Consider the following 14,974-nt stretch of genomic DNA (forward strand, 5'->3'; position numbering starts at 1 on the left):
CTCTTTCTTATTTAGTCAACAGTCGACGCTCCTATGCCTGTGTTTGCTCTACTTGCCCTTGTCGCCTACTCCATCAGCCTTGCGCTGATCATCCCTGGCCTGCTGCAAAAAAACAGCAGCTGGCGGCGGATGGCGATTCTCTCCGCGACGATAGCGCTGATTTGCCACGCCTTCGCGCTGGAGTCACGTATTTTCCCCGGCGGCGAAGGTGGGCAAAATCTCAGCTTACTTAACGTCGGCTCGCTGGTCAGCCTGATGATCTGTACGGTGATGACCATCGTCGCCTCGCGTAATCGCGGCTGGCTATTGCTACCGATCGTATACGCGTTTGCGCTAATCAACCTCGCCTTCGCCACCTTCGTGCCTAACGAGTACATCACCCACCTCGAAACCACTCCGGGGATGTTGGTGCATATCGGCCTGTCGCTCTTTGCCTACGCCACGCTTATCATCGCCGCGCTATACGCGCTGCAGCTGGCGTGGATTGACTATCAGCTTAAAAATAAAAAGCTGGCTTTCAGCAGCGAAATGCCGCCGCTGATGAGTATTGAGCGTAAAATGTTTCATATCACCCAGGTTGGCGTAGTGCTGCTGACCCTGACGCTGTGCACCGGGTTGTTCTATATGCACAACCTGTTCAATACCGAAAATATTGATAAAGCGGTGCTGTCTATCGTGGCCTGGTTTGTCTATATCGTACTGCTGTGGGGGCACTACCACGAAGGCTGGCGCGGCCGCCGGGTGGTCTGGTTTAACGTCGCCGGAGCCGGGTTGCTGACCCTGGCTTATTTTGGCAGCCGCGTCCTGCAGCAGTTTGTTAGTTAAAGACTAAGGAGTCTCTCCTGGAACACATTTCTACCACCACGCTGATCGTCACGCTGATCATCATGGTGATTATCTCCGCCTATTTCTCCGGTTCCGAAACCGGCATGATGACGCTGAACCGCTATCGGCTGCGCCATATGGCGAAACAAGGCAACCGCCCGGCTAAGCGGGTGGAAAAGCTGCTGCGTAAACCGGATCGCCTCATTAGCCTGGTGCTCATCGGCAACAACCTCGTCAATATCCTGGCCTCGGCGCTGGGAACCATCGTCGGCATGCGTCTGTACGGCGACGCCGGCGTGGCTATCGCCACCGGCGTGCTCACCTTTGTCGTGCTGGTGTTTGCCGAAGTCTTACCTAAAACCATTGCCGCCCTGTACCCGGAAAAGGTCGCCTACCCCAGCAGTTTCCTGTTGGCGCCGCTACAGGTCCTGATGATGCCGCTGGTGTGGCTGTTGAACACCATTACCCGCGTACTGATGCGCATGATGGGCATTAAGACCGATCACGTTATTAGCGGCGCATTGAGTAAAGATGAACTGCGAACGATTGTGAATGAATCCCGTTCACAAATCTCACGGCGGAATCAGGACATGCTGCTGTCGGTCCTGGATCTGGAAAAGGTCAGCGTTAATGACATCATGGTGCCGCGCAATGAGATCGTCGGTATCGATATCAACGATGACTGGAAATCTATCGTCCGCCAGCTAACCCACTCGCCGCATGGCCGTATCGTGCTGTATCGTGATTCGCTGGACGATGCCATCAGCATGCTGCGCGTCCGTGAAGCCTATCGTCTGATGACGGAAAAGAAAGAGTTCACAAAAGAGATCATGTTGCGAGCGGCAGATGAGATTTACTTTGTGCCGGAAGGTACGCCGCTCAGCACGCAATTGGTGAAATTCCAGCGTAATAAAAAGAAAGTCGGCCTGGTGGTCGATGAATATGGTGATATTCAGGGGCTGGTCACCGTTGAAGATATTCTTGAAGAGATCGTGGGAGACTTCACCACCTCGATGTCGCCGACCCTTGCCGAAGAAGTGACGCCGCTTAATGACGGCTCGGTGATTATTGACGGCGGCGCCAACGTGCGGGAAATCAACAAAGCGTTCAACTGGCACCTGCCGGAAGACGACGCGCGTACCGTTAACGGCATTATTCTGGAAGCGCTGGAGGAGATCCCAGTCCCTGGAACCCGCGTACGTATCGAACAGTATGATATCGATATTCTCGACGTACAGGACAATATGATTAAGCAGGTGAAAGTGATGCCGGTGAAATCATTACGCGAAAGCGTGGCGGAATAGCGCAGCCAGCAAAGAACAACGGCGAACTTCGGTTCGCCGTTTTTTTATTTAAAGCCAATAAAAACGGCCACCCGCAGGCAGCCGTTACTGGCGAACTAACGAATTACTTCGCTTTCGCGACGGTTACCATCGCGGCGCGAATAGTACGACCGTTCAGGGTATAACCCTTCTGCATAACACCCAGTACGTTACCGGCAGCCACATCGTCAGACTCGACCATGGCGATAGCCTGATGCACGTTAGGATCCAGCGGTACGTTGGTATCGGCAACCACTTCCACGCCAAACTTACGCACGACGTCCAGCATCGATTTCAGAGTCAGTTCGATCCCTTCAACCATCGGCGCCATATCCGGGTTAGCTTTATCAGCCACTTCCAGCGCGCGATCCAGGCTATCGATAACCGGCAGCAGTTCGTTGACGAACTTCTCCAGGGCAAATTTATGCGCTTTCTCGATATCCTGTTCGGTGCGACGACGCAGGTTGTCTTCTTCCGCTTTTGCGCGCAGCATCACATCACGTTCACGCTTTTGCGCTTCGGCCAGCTGTGCTTCCAGATTCGCAATTTTTTCATCGCGCGGATCCACCTGCTCAGCAGAAACCTCAGGCTCTACCGCCTCTACGTTGTCGTGCTGCTCCGTGATAATTTCTTCCGGGGCTTGCCCCTCAGGCGTTTTCTGTTCTTTACTACTCATGAATTTCTCCGCGTTTTTTTCGCATTCATCTCGCTAACTTCGCTTATTATGGGGATCAGTTTCCGGGATTCAAGGGAAGCAGACAGATTGTCATCATTCATTTAACCCAAGGACATCCAGATCATGAAGAACCATTTCAAGTGTATCGGCATTGTGGGACACCCTCGTCACCCAACCGCCCTGACCACACATGAAATGCTCTGGCGCTGGCTATGCGGCAAAGGCTATGAGGTGCTGGTCGAGCAGCAAATCGCCAATGAACTCCAGCTTAGCAATGTTAAAACCGGCACGCTGGCGGAAATCGGCCAGCAGGCGGATCTGGCGGTGGTGGTCGGCGGTGACGGCAATATGCTCGGCGCGGCGCGTACCCTGGCGCGCTATGACATCAACGTCATCGGCATTAACCGCGGCAATCTTGGTTTTCTTACCGACCTTGACCCGGATAACGCGCTCCAGCAGTTGGCCGACGTACTTGAAGGCCACTATATCGCCGAAAAACGTTTTCTGCTGGAAGCCCAGGTGTGCCAGCATGACTGCCAGAAGCGCATCAGCACGGCTATCAATGAAGTAGTGCTGCATCCGGGTAAAGTCGCGCACATGATTGAGTTCGAGGTCTATATCGATGAAGTGTTCGCCTTCTCCCAGCGCTCCGACGGCCTGATCATCTCCACGCCTACCGGTTCGACGGCCTATTCGCTCTCTGCCGGCGGCCCTATTCTCACCCCTTCTCTGGACGCCATCACCCTGGTGCCGATGTTCCCGCATACGCTATCAGCGCGACCGCTGGTGATTAACGGCGATAGCACCATTCGCCTGCGCTTCTCGCAGCGCTGCAACGATCTGGAAATCAGCTGCGACAGCCAGATTGCGCTGCCCATCCAGGACGGCGAAGATGTGCTCATCCGCCGCTGTGATTATCACCTCAATCTGATTCACCCGAAAGACTATAGTTATTTCAATACATTAAGCACCAAGCTTGGGTGGTCGAAAAAATTGTTCTGATTTTACAAGCTGCCTCTTTACTGGATAAAAAACCAGTCTATACTGTACGAAAACACAGTAATGGTTTTTCATACAGGAAGGCAGCTATGTTGGCGCAACTCACCATCAGCAATTTCGCTATCGTTCGTGAACTGGAAATTGATTTTCACAGCGGCATGACCGCCATCACCGGGGAAACCGGCGCCGGGAAATCCATTGCCATCGACGCGCTGGGGCTGTGCCTCGGCGGCCGAGCCGAAGCTGACATGGTGCGCCGCGGCGCCAGCCGTGCCGACCTGTGCGCGCGCTTCGCGCTGAAAGATACCCCTGCCGCCCAGCGCTGGCTGGAAGAGAACCAACTGGAGAGCGGGCGTGAGTGTTTACTTCGCCGCGTGATCAGCGCTGACGGCCGCTCCCGCGGTTTCATCAACGGCACCGCCGTGCCTCTTTCTCAGCTTCGCGAGCTGGGCCAGTTGCTTATCCAGATCCACGGCCAGCATGCCCATCAGTTACTCACCAAAGCCGAACATCAGAAAACGCTGCTTGATGGTTATACCGGTGAGTATGCGCTTACTCAACGCATGGCGGAGCGCTACCGCCAGTGGCACCAGAGCTGCCGGGAGCTTGCGCAGCATCAGCAGCAGAGCCAGGAGCGCGCCGCCCGCGCAGACCTGCTGCAATACCAGCTCAAAGAACTGAACGAATTTAATCCTCTGCCGGGCGAGTTCGAACAGATTGACGAAGAGTACAAACGTCTGGCCAACAGCGGCCAGCTGCTCAGTACCTGTCAGCATGCATTAACGGTACTGGCCGACGGCGAAGAGGCCAATTTGCAAAGCCAGCTTTATACCGCTAAACAGCTGGTTAGCGAGCTGGTCGGTATGGATAGCAAACTCTCCAGCGTGCTCGATATGCTGGAAGAAGCCTCTATTCAGCTCAGCGAGGCGACCGATGAACTGCGCCACTACAATGACCGTCTCGATCTCGACCCTAACCGTCTGTTCGAACTGGAGCAGCGCATTTCCCGGCAGATCGCTCTGGCGCGTAAGCATCAGATTGCGCCGGAAGAGCTGCCGGCGTTCTATCAGGCCATGCTGGATGAGCAGCGTCTGCTGGACGACAGCGCCGGTTCGCTGGAGTCGCTGAGCCAGCTGGTCGTTGAGCATCACCGCCAGGCGCTGGAAACGGCGCAAGAACTGCACGCCCTGCGTCAGCGCAGCGCCGACGAACTCACCCAGTTGATTACTGAAAGTATGCACTCACTTTCTATGCCTCACGGCGTGTTTGCCATTGATGTCGCCTTTGATGAACGCCATCTGACCGCCGAAGGCGCCGACCATATTGAGTTCCGCGTTACCACCAACCCGGGGCAACCGCTGCAGCCGATCGCTAAAGTGGCCTCCGGCGGCGAGCTGTCGCGTATCGCACTGGCTATTCAGGTTATTACCGCTCGTAAAATGGAGACCCCGGCGCTGATTTTCGATGAGGTCGATGTCGGCATCAGCGGCCCGACGGCGGCGGTGGTCGGCAAACTGCTCCGCCAGTTGGGAGAATCCACGCAGGTCATGTGCGTGACTCACCTGCCGCAGGTTGCTGGCTGTGGTCACCATCATTTCTTCGTCTGCAAAGAGACCGATGGCGAGATGACCGAGACGCACATGCATGCGCTGGATAAACGCGCCAGACTGCAGGAACTGGCCCGTCTGCTGGGCGGTAGCGAGGTGACCCGCAACACCCTGGCGAACGCGAAAGAGTTGCTTGCGGCGTAAACTTTTTGATTTTCACAGAGTCATAGTGAACAGCAAATTGCCAATAGACCTGCAGTCGAAGGTTCCCAACCGGGCAAAGGTCTATTATTATCGGCATATTACAGATGAGCCACGTATTGCTCGGGCCCAAAAAGGAATCAAATCACTATGCGCTGTAAAACGCTGACTGCTGCCGCAGCGGTTCTCCTTATGTTGACCGCAGGCTGTTCCACTCTGGAACGAGTGGTTTACCGTCCTGATATCAACCAGGGTAACTATCTGGCACCTAATGATGTAGCAAAAATCCGTGTCGGCATGACGCAACAGCAGGTTGCTTATGCGCTGGGTACGCCGATGATGTCAGATCCATTTGGTAGCAACACCTGGTTCTACGTTTTCCGCCAGCAGCCGGGCCATGAGAAAGTGAGCCAGCAGACACTGACGCTGACCTTCGACAGCAGCGGTGTGTTAACCAACATTGATAACAAACCGGCGCTGACCAAGTAATCTCAGGCCAGTAGAAATGCAAAAAGCGCTCAATGAGCGCTTTTTTTAATTGTGCATTCCCGCTTATTTCTCAGCGTGCTTTTCAGCCCGCTGCCGGCGCAGCTCTTTCGGGTCAGCAATCAGCGGGCGATAAATCTCTACGCGGTCGCCATCATGGACTTCGTCATGCAGCTTGACCGGACGGCTGTAGATGCCGACTTTATTCTTCGCCAGATCGATATCTTCGCGTAGCGCCAGAATACCGCTGGAGATAATCGCCTGCTCGACCGTTGCCCCAGCCTGCAGCTTCACGCGCTGCAGGTACTGTTTTTCCGGCAACGCATAGGCGACTTCAACCACAATATTAGCCGACACGATACACCTCTTTGGCGCGCGTGGTGAACGCCTGCACCATATTGGCAGCCAGCTCTTTAAAGATGCGACCAAAAGCCATTTCAATCAGCTTGTTGGTGAACTCAAAATCGAGATGAAACTCAATTTTGCACGCATCCGGGCTGAGCGGAATAAACTTCCAGCCGCCAATCAGCTTTTTGAACGGCCCATCGACCAGGCTCATTAGAATACTCTGGTTATCGGTCAGTGTATTACGCGTCGTGAAAGTCTTGCTGATGCCGGCCTTGGACACATCAACCGCCGCCGTCATTTGCGTCGGCCCGGCCTCCAGCACTCGGCTACCGGTGCAGCCAGGCAGGAAATCGGGATAGGACTTCACATCATTTACGAGTTGATACATCTGTTCCACGCTGAAAGGCACCAGCGCAGTACGGCTAATCTGAGGCATAGCAGGTTCCACATTTAAACACAGGGCAAATAATATCATTTATCTGCTGCTAAAAAAAACGCTGTACCATAACTCGTGCTAAGATAGCCCATTACGCCTCGCAGGAAGGATTGAGGTAACAATGTTTAGAACTAGCGATGACTTCAGGACATTATGACTAAGAAAAAAGCCCACAAACCTGGATCAGCCACCATTGCGCTGAATAAACGCGCCCGTCACGAATACTTTATCGAAGATGAATACGAGGCAGGCCTCGCGCTGCAGGGTTGGGAAGTGAAATCTCTGCGTGCCGGCAAAGCCAACATCGGCGATAGCTATGTCATTCTGAGAGATGGCGAAGCCTATCTTTTCGGCGCCAACTTTACGCCAATGGCGGTCGCCTCCACGCATTACGTTTGCGATCCGACCCGTACCCGCAAGCTGCTGCTCAATCAGCGCGAGCTCGATGCGCTATACGGCCGCATCAACCGCGAAGGTTATACCGTCGTCGCCCTGTCGTTGTACTGGAAGAACGCCTGGTGCAAAGTGAAAATTGGCGTGGCGAAAGGTAAGAAACAACACGATAAGCGCACCGACGTGAAGGATCGTGAATGGGCGGTCGATAAGGCGCGCATCATGAAGAACGCCGGGCGGTAATTCCCCCTCTCTGCGGGCCAGCTCCCCCTGGCCCCACGCTATATTGCTGTTGTTGCTGCTTTTTCACTCGATATGCCGCCAGAATCCTCGCTTCGGGGGCTGGAAACCACCTTCACAAATCTGTTATACTTCAAGTACACATTGGGGCTGATTCTGGATTCGACGGGATTCGCGAAACCCAAGGTGCATGCCGAGGGGCGGTTGGCCTCGTAAAAAGCCGCAAAAAAATAGTCGCAAACGACGAAAACTACGCTTTAGCAGCTTAATAACCTGCTTAGAGCCCTCTCTCCCTAGCCTCCGCTCTTAGGACGGGGATCAAGAGAGGTCAAACCCAAAAGAGATCGCGCGGATGCCCTGCCTGGGGTTGAAGTGCTAAAACTAATCAGGCTAGTTCGTTAGTGGCGTGTCTGTCCGCAGCTGGCGTGCGAATGTAAAGACAAACTAAGCATGTAGTACCGAGGATGTAGGAATTTCGGACGCGGGTTCAACTCCCGCCAGCTCCACCAAAATTCTCCATCGGTGATTACCAGAGTCATCCGATGAAGTCCTAAGAGCCCGCACGGCGCAAGCCCTGCGGGCTTTTTTGTGCCCTCAATTTGTCCCGCGAAGTCTGATGCCAACTAATTAAATCCGAACCTTTTAGGCACCTTGTTAGGCACCTCATAAAGCTTTATTGTTTTTGAGGTGCCTAAAACTATGGAAACCCGGCAATGGCAAGACAAACCAAACCTCTATCCGTTAAGGAAATCGAATCTGCTAAACCCAGAGAAGCGGACTATGTGCTCTATGATGGTGGTGATGGTGTAAATATCGCATACAGGCAGGTCACTTTTTTTAGATAGCGGACCTTACTCTTGACACCTGAACCTGGCTTTAGCATGGGATTTTAGAAACTAAACTGAGACGGCCAATCCTGGGATTTAGATCGCTGGTACTTTTACTCCGGCCGTGTAAGCGACCGGAGTACATGTTTAAACCCCGTCAGAATACGCTTTCAGCATCGCAAGAACCGCCCAACGAGCCGCATCATCTGCGATATTCTCAGGCAGAGCATCAGCTCGCAGATTGATATAAGCGTCAACAGCCATTCTGATGGCCATGCTGACGGAGTCACGATCGTGCGTTGCCAGCGTGGAAGTCAGCAGGCCATCAGGGTCAATGCCGTGGAATTCAATGCGGCGAACCCCACGTTGCGGAAGATTGGCACGACGGTACAACATTGGCCCCAGCACCTGCTCACGGAAGAATGACAGCATACCCATCGCTTCGAAGAGTTCGCCCCTTCCCAACTTAACCACTGCATAATGCAGCCAGATCCAGGCTCGGGACTCAAACCACTCCGGCGTCATATCAGGCCAGTGAGCACTAAATTTTGCCAGTTGTCGCTGCAGAGCAGTGTTATCACGGGTAAATAGCACTGCGGGCTCCTCAACGCGTTGAGTGAGCATTTCCAGAGTGACGAATTTCAGATCGACATGAAGAAGTTCTGGGCCATACAGGCATATTAGCAGGCGAGGTTCTCCGACATGTTCCCCGGTAAAAGCATGGAGCAGATGGCCTAATGTTCCGGCAAGCTCCCTACGCTGCATCATGATTTCGTCATAGTGGAGAGTGTCTACGACAACGACAAAATCGAGATCGGAGTATTTATCAAACCCGCCATGAACAATCGAGCCACCAGCGAGAAGGGAGTGAATTCGCGAATCAGACTGAAATTTAAGTTTGAGTTGCTCTGCAAAACTTCTGTGTAAATCGGGTAATGTACTCAGCATACTTTTTCCTGTTCACAAAAAATACAAAGCATTTCAGAATATCGAGTTGTTTATATTCGGGCCAGATATTTTTTGCAGGAACAGTGATGTCCCTGTAGAGATGGCATCCTTTTCGGCTGATCCCACAATCACCACAGCGGTTATCGGCGGAGGTCGCCACTATGCTCAGATTCAGCTTATGACATCAGCCGATAGTGCGACTGCACCAGACCCGAAGGGAAGCTGCGGCTGGATAATAGCGTCAAATCGATATCATGGGGCAGTACTCCGAACAGCGGTTTTCCCGACCCGAGCAGGACAGGAACGATAGTGACAACGATATCGGCAACCAGGCCTTCGCGCAGGAATGACTGTATTAACTGCCCGCCATCGATATATACCCTGTGCACGTTTTTCTCCTTCAGGTGAGCAAGAGCCTCGCTTGGCGTGAAGCATGAAAACTGCACCTTACCCTTCAGCGCCTCGGGCACGGGAGTATCAGTTAGCTGCCGGGAAAGCACCAGCACGGGCCGATCATAAGGCCATTCGTCAAAAGTCAGCACCTTCTCATAGCTGCCTCGCCCCATAATGATCCAATCTTTGTCTGCAATAAATGCGGCATAGCCATGATCTTCTGTCGGGTCATCGCGCTTCAACAGCCAGTCGATATCGCCATCCTGTCGGGCGATATAACCATCAAGACTGACCGCGATGAAAACATGTGTGGTGACCATCAAGAGCTCCGTATTCAGGTTGCATAGATCTCGTTGAGTTTAGCAATGTTAGCACCAGGCACGAAGCGAGCAAGTTACCTAAGCTGAAGGTCCGCTGTGAGCGATGAGCGGAAGTTGGCATACATATGTCGACTCATTAAATGTATTAAGTGTGATAACGACAAAACTGCCCAATAATTATACACTCAGTATTCCCTTGTCATCACACTCATACACTTTGGAATTACAACCCAAACTTACGCATTCGCATCTCATTAATCTTGCTTTCAGATGCGATTTTACGTAGGGCGGCTTTTGCTTTTAAAGCTATTGACTCCATTTTTTCGCTACCATTGCTGAAACCACCAAATTTCAAACATGTTGAAACATGTGATGTTAAATTGGGGCCGTTAAGTTCTTTAAAGTATGTATAAAACTCATCTTCAGTCGCATTAGAAAGTGTCTCAATATCTTCTTCATTCCAACCATTCTGACCAGAAATCCGCTCAAGAACTATCTTAATAGTTGTTCTTGGCTTATCCTGTAAATAAATCACCCTGAACTTATCAACTATTTCCTCATCCTCTAACTTACGATTAAAATCGAAATTATCAGGATTAAACAATTCAACATCACCTTTTCTCTTCGATATAAACTCGTCAATAATTCTAGAAGCCTTGTTGTTTTCACCAAGCGTTCTAAAAACATTTACCAAACTATCTAAATCTCCAGGGTTGACTTGATGGATATTTAAAATAAAACTATCAAAAAGTTGCTGAATCACTAATTGCTGATTGTCTGAGAAACTATTGTGAAAACTGTCCCATGCACGCCTATAGCTATTATTTTTCTTATTATTGATAACTTGCTGATTTACGTCAGTCATAGAAAGTGTGAACTTCTCACGATCTAAATATCCTTGTCTCACCAACTTAGCTATCTCTCGGTCTAATGCATCAACCCTCGTAAATGAATACCCCAATAGAATATTTTTCCAAAGTTTTTCTTTATCACTTAGTTTTTTGGAATCAACAGAATAGATACTTTTCATTGATTCTATAAAATCTAAGCTCGGGATATCCTCATCATGTGTCGAACAGTAATATGCCCAGCTAAACAAAGCAGTAGTCTGTAATAATTGTGTCTTAAGCTCAGGTTCGGTATCCTCAAAGCATCCAATAGCTAAATCAATGTACTTACCAATTTTTGTTAGAACTCTAATATTTTTAATACCTAAAGAGACTGTGAATGCTGATAACTCTTTGTGATAGGTCTTTCTGTTGTCATATGCAATCGCAGCACTCTCCTCAGGCGTAGGAGAAAAGTCCAATTCGATATCTATAACTTTTTCTTTATAGGTTTCGTAATCATCCGTCGCCTCAGTTCCCGCATTCAATAATAAAATCACTTTGCATTTCTTTTTTTCTTTTAATAGCGATACTAACCCGAGAACATCTTTTAAATCAAGGCCTGCTCCTTTTCTTTCTAAATCATCAATGCAAATCAGCGCTTCAGATATAGACATAAAAGAAAATGCTTCCACCGCCGGGGCCGCTGACTTTATAAAAGGCATTTCTTTAAGCTTACTCCAAGATCCTCGACCTAGCACTTCTAACATACCCAAGGTATTTGTTCTTAAACTTTCTAAATTAGGCTCAGTACCAATTGAATCTTTGGGGATTGAGTTTTCAAAAATCGTGTACTTCAACTTATCCAGAGAGGAAATGCCAAATAAAGAAACATATGAGTATCTCTTAGCTGACAACATAGTTCTTTTTTGGGCCTCAAGTAGTAAAGCCTCCCAACCATAAGTTTTACCTACACCCCATTCACCTTTAATTGCCATCACTGAGGGACTGGATTGTGATAAAAAATTCAGAACCTGCTCTCTAATGGTTTTTAATGACATCATTTATACCTTATCTATGTTGATATGCTGTCAGTATCCTTTAACTAAATGCGCTATCGATAGTAGCTAATCATCAAGGTTTATACTAGTTGTGTGCACTCGTATCCCCGACATGCCGGCCCGCGTTATATCGAGATTTTCATGCAAGTGCTTACCATCAGCATAAGTCCACTAAAATTGGCGGGCTGGGAGTTACAAGGTCCGCTCCTGGCACGAAGCCGAGGAGTTTACTGGTTTGAATGTCCGCTGTGAGCGAGAAGCGGAAGGCCAGAAGATTTTTATGTAATTAGTATTCGAGTCGTTTTAGTTCTTTCACGGGTGAGTGAACTTGGCTCCGACCATAAACAACGGAAGAGTAACCACGACCAGTGTCATCAATTATCTGACAACAGCACTGAAAAGGTTCACTTGAGGTTGAGCATTTATTCAACTGCTCGTTTTTAGCATTAACATTGAAATCGAGTGTAATACTAGCTTCACTTACCAGGTATCAGGAATTTGTTGCTTTCTTAATAAGCGTTCAAGCATGATTGCATAGTGGATTTCAACATAATGTATCAGATTAAAGTTCGGGGCGCTTTTAGGGGGAGTAAGTAAAAAATCCATCGCAATCAGATTGTTATTGAGAGAAAATAACCTTAACTGACCAATAGCCCAGTATCCTTTAAAATCGTTGTTACGGCTCACAAAGCTCTCATTAAGAGCATTAGCTATGCCCCGCAATTCAATTCGGCGTGCCATTTTTCCCCCAATTGCTTGGTAAAAATTATGACAGCAACTGTTAGCTCTACTGATACCCCGTGCCAATCTTTAATGTGCTTTTCGTGATTCTGTACCGCTACTAAGTAATCAATATGCTTGGTTTTTTACGATTTCAGCTCTTGGCCCAAAGCGGAACTGGCTGAAGGAAAGGCCCCCAGTCCTCTATGAGCGAGGAGCGGAAGTTATATTAACAAGTAATTAGCATTTTCATTAAAATCACCATAAAGGATAATTAGGGGTTTTTCCTCTGAAAAGAGATACTCTGTCAATTATCTCAATAAAAGCAGTTTTATAATCCTCCTGCTGAAGTAGGTGAACTGCATGATCTCTTAATTCTTGCAAAGTGGAAAGGCTGTTACTTTCGATGAATATTATAATTGTCTTAATATACGTAAAAATTTGTTCAGAGGATTCATTCGCATTGACATTGAGTTCGTAAAAATCTTTACCATCATGAACAAGCTTGTTTCTTACTTCAGTATATAACTCGTCATAAACTTCTAAGTTTTTCTTAAATTTAAGTAGTGAGTTATTACATGTAAGTGCTGCAATGTAGGTTCGTTGCTTCCATCCTTTCCAATTTGAGTCAATATTAGCAAGACCGTCAAGTGCAAAGACTAGGTTTAGAAATTGTGATTCCTCGCCAATTGAATAAAAAGATTGCCTATATGCTCTAACTACGGAGCTAACTAATTTTGAAAGTTCATTTTCCACGATTCCATCGTAGACGGAAGATAAATATTGCAACCCAGGATAACACAAGCTATCAACCTGAGGGCCGAGCCAATTATTACTCACGGCAAGGGGTCTTGATATTCCACCTATTATAATTGGTTTAAGATGAGTTATCTCACAAGGAATGATTTCTACATCATAAAATCCGCTTGAGCGTTGACCTGCAGGGTTAGGGGTAAATTCCTTACGTGTAAATGAGCCGTGAGAAAATCTGACCAAGTCAAGCGCACATTCAGCTATAGACAAACACATGTTTATAACATGGCTGTTATGATCAATGCTTGAATTAAGCTTTAATAAATCAATATAGGGTAGGTGGCAGTTAAACTGTATATACGAACCATCTTGATCTGACAAGCGCTCATGTGGCTCTTCATCAAAGTGTCTTTCGCAATAAAAAGTATACTGTCCGATCTCGATTGTTTCCTGAATTAAAATCTTCTCAATCGGCACAATAATTATGCACTCCATCTTTTTGCTTTCATCTTCTAACTCAGCTAATTCTAGGTCAGAGTTCCTTGATTTAGCTAATTCTATAACTACCCACTCAAAGCATCTTGAGAAGTCTTCTAGTATTTCAATACTGCTTTTTTGATATCTATCTTTGTTATAATTAAATGTAATGCCGTTTCCTTCAGGAAAGGCACTAGCCCAATATCCGATACCTCTCAACTTTATTAGAGATGTTAAGATATCATCCACTTTATTAATAAAATCCTCTTTGCACCATAAAACATTGCCGCTGTAGTTTTCGAACGGCGGTATCAAACGAGCTTTCATATAATTTCCTTATTATCCCAGAGGGTGTGACTCAAATTTTTATCAGACTTATCTACAATAATATAAATTGATATGAAAAATCTACTCAACCATTAACCGTTATGATTTGCTTGCGTCGACTAAAACATGTCGATGGGTCACATCCGCTTTTGGCACAGGGCTGCTGTTGCAGCCCTGACAACCTTAGACTTCGATCGATTCAGAGATCTCTAATGCATCATCGACTTCAATGCCCAGATAACGGACTGTGCTTTCCAGTTTCTTATGGCCCAACAGAAGTTGGATCACCCGGAGATTCTTGGTTTTCTTGTAGATTAGGTAAGGTTTTGTTCTTCTCATGGAATGTGTGCTATAAAGCGAATCATCGAGACCAAGCTTTTCTACCCACCCATGAAAAATTCGGTTGTATTGCCGGGTTGATATGGGCTGGTTAGTTCCGACTCGAGACCGAAACAAGAAGTCTTTACTATGCAAATTGCCATGCTTTATCAATGCAGCAACAGCTTCTCTTGTCCCTTTGGTTATATCAAATTGCACAGGGCTACCGGTTTTCTGTTGCAACACCGTAGCTCTGCTTGAAACAGAGCTACCATATGAAACATCAGATACTTTGAGTTTGACCAGATCACAGCCTCGTAGCTTACTGTCCAAGGCCATATTGAAGAGAGCCAAATCGCGCGTTTTACCTTCTAGTTCAAGCCGGATTTGGATCCCCCAGATATGAGATATCTGAAGTGGTCTTTTTTGGCCGATGATACGGTCTTTGTTCCACGGTGACGTGTTCATACTCAAATCTCCTGCAATGTGGGAGATTTGAGTATGGTTGTCCCTTATGAGCGAGGAGCGGA

15 protein-coding genes, 1 other RNA gene and 1 pseudogene are annotated in these 14,974 nt (G+C 48.4%); 8 read left to right on the top strand and 9 right to left on the bottom strand.

Going from position 1 to position 14,974, the window contains the following annotated elements; translation table 11 throughout:
• Positions 1-33: 33 nt before the first annotated feature.
• Entirely contained in the window at positions 34-825 is a 792-nt protein-coding gene (locus tag PGR79_RS04675; protein ID WP_015703199.1) for a cytochrome C assembly family protein, read from the top strand.
• 17 nt (positions 826-842) lie between these two features.
• Positions 843-2,129, top strand: coding sequence for an HlyC/CorC family transporter (locus PGR79_RS04680; protein WP_026612238.1), 1,287 nt, complete (start codon positions 843-845; stop codon positions 2,127-2,129).
• Between the two features lie 103 nt (positions 2,130-2,232).
• Here the strand turns inward: PGR79_RS04680 and grpE are convergent, their stop codons facing one another.
• Entirely contained in the window at positions 2,233-2,823 is a 591-nt protein-coding gene (grpE, locus tag PGR79_RS04685; protein ID WP_015370253.1) for a nucleotide exchange factor GrpE, read from the bottom strand.
• A 123-nt stretch (positions 2,824-2,946) separates the two neighbouring features.
• Between grpE and nadK the strand changes: the two genes are divergently transcribed.
• The 3 genes from nadK to bamE all read left to right on the top strand — a co-directional run bounded on the left by nadK (position 2,947) and on the right by bamE (position 6,059).
• The gene (gene nadK, locus PGR79_RS04690) at positions 2,947-3,825 is read left to right on the top strand and encodes an NAD(+) kinase (RefSeq protein WP_113374587.1); all 879 of its coding nucleotides are present in this window, start codon (positions 2,947-2,949) and stop codon (positions 3,823-3,825) included.
• A gap of 86 nt (positions 3,826-3,911) precedes the next feature.
• Complete coding sequence (recN, locus tag PGR79_RS04695) at positions 3,912-5,573, top strand: DNA repair protein RecN (protein ID WP_020078158.1); 1,662 nt, start codon at positions 3,912-3,914, stop codon at positions 5,571-5,573.
• A 147-nt stretch (positions 5,574-5,720) separates the two neighbouring features.
• Entirely contained in the window at positions 5,721-6,059 is a 339-nt protein-coding gene (gene bamE, locus PGR79_RS04700) for an outer membrane protein assembly factor BamE (protein ID WP_020078157.1), read from the top strand.
• Between the two features lie 63 nt (positions 6,060-6,122).
• On the opposite strand, the gene PGR79_RS04705 is transcribed toward bamE, so the two are convergent.
• Positions 6,123-6,413 (bottom strand): RnfH family protein, encoded by a 291-nt coding sequence (locus PGR79_RS04705; RefSeq protein ID WP_015370249.1) that lies wholly within the window; start codon positions 6,411-6,413, stop codon positions 6,123-6,125.
• Positions 6,403-6,840: a type II toxin-antitoxin system RatA family toxin gene (locus tag PGR79_RS04710; protein ID WP_015370248.1), complete on the bottom strand. Its 438-nt coding sequence runs from the start codon at positions 6,838-6,840 to the stop codon at positions 6,403-6,405. Before PGR79_RS04710 ends, PGR79_RS04705 begins: the two co-directional genes overlap by 11 nt.
• A 153-nt stretch (positions 6,841-6,993) precedes the next feature.
• Here PGR79_RS04710 and smpB point away from each other — a divergent pair, with 153 nt between their 5' ends.
• The 3 genes and pseudogenes from smpB to PGR79_RS04725 all read left to right on the top strand — a co-directional run.
• Positions 6,994-7,476: an SsrA-binding protein SmpB gene (gene smpB, locus PGR79_RS04715; protein WP_015370247.1), complete on the top strand. Its 483-nt coding sequence runs from the start codon at positions 6,994-6,996 to the stop codon at positions 7,474-7,476.
• A 143-nt stretch (positions 7,477-7,619) separates the two neighbouring features.
• Positions 7,620-7,982, top strand: a transfer-messenger RNA (tmRNA) gene (ssrA, locus tag PGR79_RS04720).
• A gap of 204 nt (positions 7,983-8,186) precedes the next feature.
• A pseudogene (locus PGR79_RS04725) lies at positions 8,187-8,288 on the top strand (integrase arm-type DNA-binding domain-containing protein); the annotation flags it as partial.
• A 159-nt stretch (positions 8,289-8,447) separates the two neighbouring features.
• Here the strand turns inward: PGR79_RS04725 and PGR79_RS04730 are convergent.
• The 6 genes from PGR79_RS04730 to PGR79_RS04755 all read right to left on the bottom strand — a co-directional run bounded on the left by PGR79_RS04730 (position 8,448) and on the right by PGR79_RS04755 (position 14,912).
• Positions 8,448-9,248 (bottom strand): nucleotidyltransferase domain-containing protein, encoded by an 801-nt coding sequence (locus tag PGR79_RS04730; RefSeq protein WP_113374588.1) that lies wholly within the window; start codon positions 9,246-9,248, stop codon positions 8,448-8,450.
• A 176-nt stretch (positions 9,249-9,424) separates the two neighbouring features.
• Positions 9,425-9,961 carry a dihydrofolate reductase family protein gene (locus tag PGR79_RS04735; protein ID WP_113374589.1) on the bottom strand — a complete coding sequence of 179 codons (537 nt, stop codon included), beginning with the start codon at positions 9,959-9,961 and terminating at the stop codon, positions 9,425-9,427.
• 223 nt (positions 9,962-10,184) lie between these two features.
• The gene (locus PGR79_RS04740; RefSeq protein ID WP_430921158.1) at positions 10,185-11,849 is read right to left on the bottom strand and encodes a hypothetical protein; all 1,665 of its coding nucleotides are present in this window, start codon (positions 11,847-11,849) and stop codon (positions 10,185-10,187) included.
• Positions 11,850-12,329: 480 nt separating this feature from the next.
• On the bottom strand, positions 12,330-12,590 hold the full coding sequence (locus tag PGR79_RS04745) for a hypothetical protein (protein ID WP_430921160.1): 261 nt from the start codon (positions 12,588-12,590) through the stop codon (positions 12,330-12,332).
• Between the two features lie 237 nt (positions 12,591-12,827).
• The gene (locus PGR79_RS04750) at positions 12,828-14,126 is read right to left on the bottom strand and encodes a hypothetical protein (RefSeq protein WP_430921162.1); all 1,299 of its coding nucleotides are present in this window, start codon (positions 14,124-14,126) and stop codon (positions 12,828-12,830) included.
• A gap of 183 nt (positions 14,127-14,309) precedes the next feature.
• Positions 14,310-14,912 (bottom strand): site-specific integrase, encoded by a 603-nt coding sequence (locus PGR79_RS04755; RefSeq protein ID WP_113374593.1) that lies wholly within the window; start codon positions 14,910-14,912, stop codon positions 14,310-14,312.
• Between the last annotated feature and the right edge of the window lie 62 nt (positions 14,913-14,974).

Origin of the sequence: Klebsiella sp. 141161 (genome assembly GCF_050600815.1) — a bacterium.
Taxonomy (GTDB): domain Bacteria; phylum Pseudomonadota; class Gammaproteobacteria; order Enterobacterales; family Enterobacteriaceae; genus Klebsiella; species Klebsiella aerogenes.

Excerpts from the sequence above, each read along its gene's own strand:
- PGR79_RS04675 (WP_015703199.1), top strand. The coding sequence starts at position 34 with ATGCCTGTGTTTGCTCTACTTGCCCTTGTCGCCTACTCCATCAGCCTT.
- grpE (WP_015370253.1), bottom strand. The coding sequence starts at position 2,823 with ATGAGTAGTAAAGAACAGAAAACGCCTGAGGGGCAAGCCCCGGAAGAA.
- nadK (WP_113374587.1), top strand. The coding sequence starts at position 2,947 with ATGAAGAACCATTTCAAGTGTATCGGCATTGTGGGACACCCTCGTCAC.
- recN (WP_020078158.1), top strand. The coding sequence starts at position 3,912 with ATGTTGGCGCAACTCACCATCAGCAATTTCGCTATCGTTCGTGAACTG.
- bamE (WP_020078157.1), top strand. The coding sequence starts at position 5,721 with ATGCGCTGTAAAACGCTGACTGCTGCCGCAGCGGTTCTCCTTATGTTG.
- PGR79_RS04710 (WP_015370248.1), bottom strand. The coding sequence starts at position 6,840 with ATGCCTCAGATTAGCCGTACTGCGCTGGTGCCTTTCAGCGTGGAACAG.
- smpB (WP_015370247.1), top strand. The coding sequence starts at position 6,994 with ATGACTAAGAAAAAAGCCCACAAACCTGGATCAGCCACCATTGCGCTG.
- PGR79_RS04730 (WP_113374588.1), bottom strand. The coding sequence starts at position 9,248 with ATGCTGAGTACATTACCCGATTTACACAGAAGTTTTGCAGAGCAACTC.
- PGR79_RS04735 (WP_113374589.1), bottom strand. The coding sequence starts at position 9,961 with ATGGTCACCACACATGTTTTCATCGCGGTCAGTCTTGATGGTTATATC.
- PGR79_RS04740 (WP_430921158.1), bottom strand. The coding sequence starts at position 11,849 with ATGTCATTAAAAACCATTAGAGAGCAGGTTCTGAATTTTTTATCACAA.
- PGR79_RS04745 (WP_430921160.1), bottom strand. The coding sequence starts at position 12,590 with ATGGCACGCCGAATTGAATTGCGGGGCATAGCTAATGCTCTTAATGAG.
- PGR79_RS04750 (WP_430921162.1), bottom strand. The coding sequence starts at position 14,126 with ATGAAAGCTCGTTTGATACCGCCGTTCGAAAACTACAGCGGCAATGTT.
- PGR79_RS04755 (WP_113374593.1), bottom strand. The coding sequence starts at position 14,912 with ATGAACACGTCACCGTGGAACAAAGACCGTATCATCGGCCAAAAAAGA.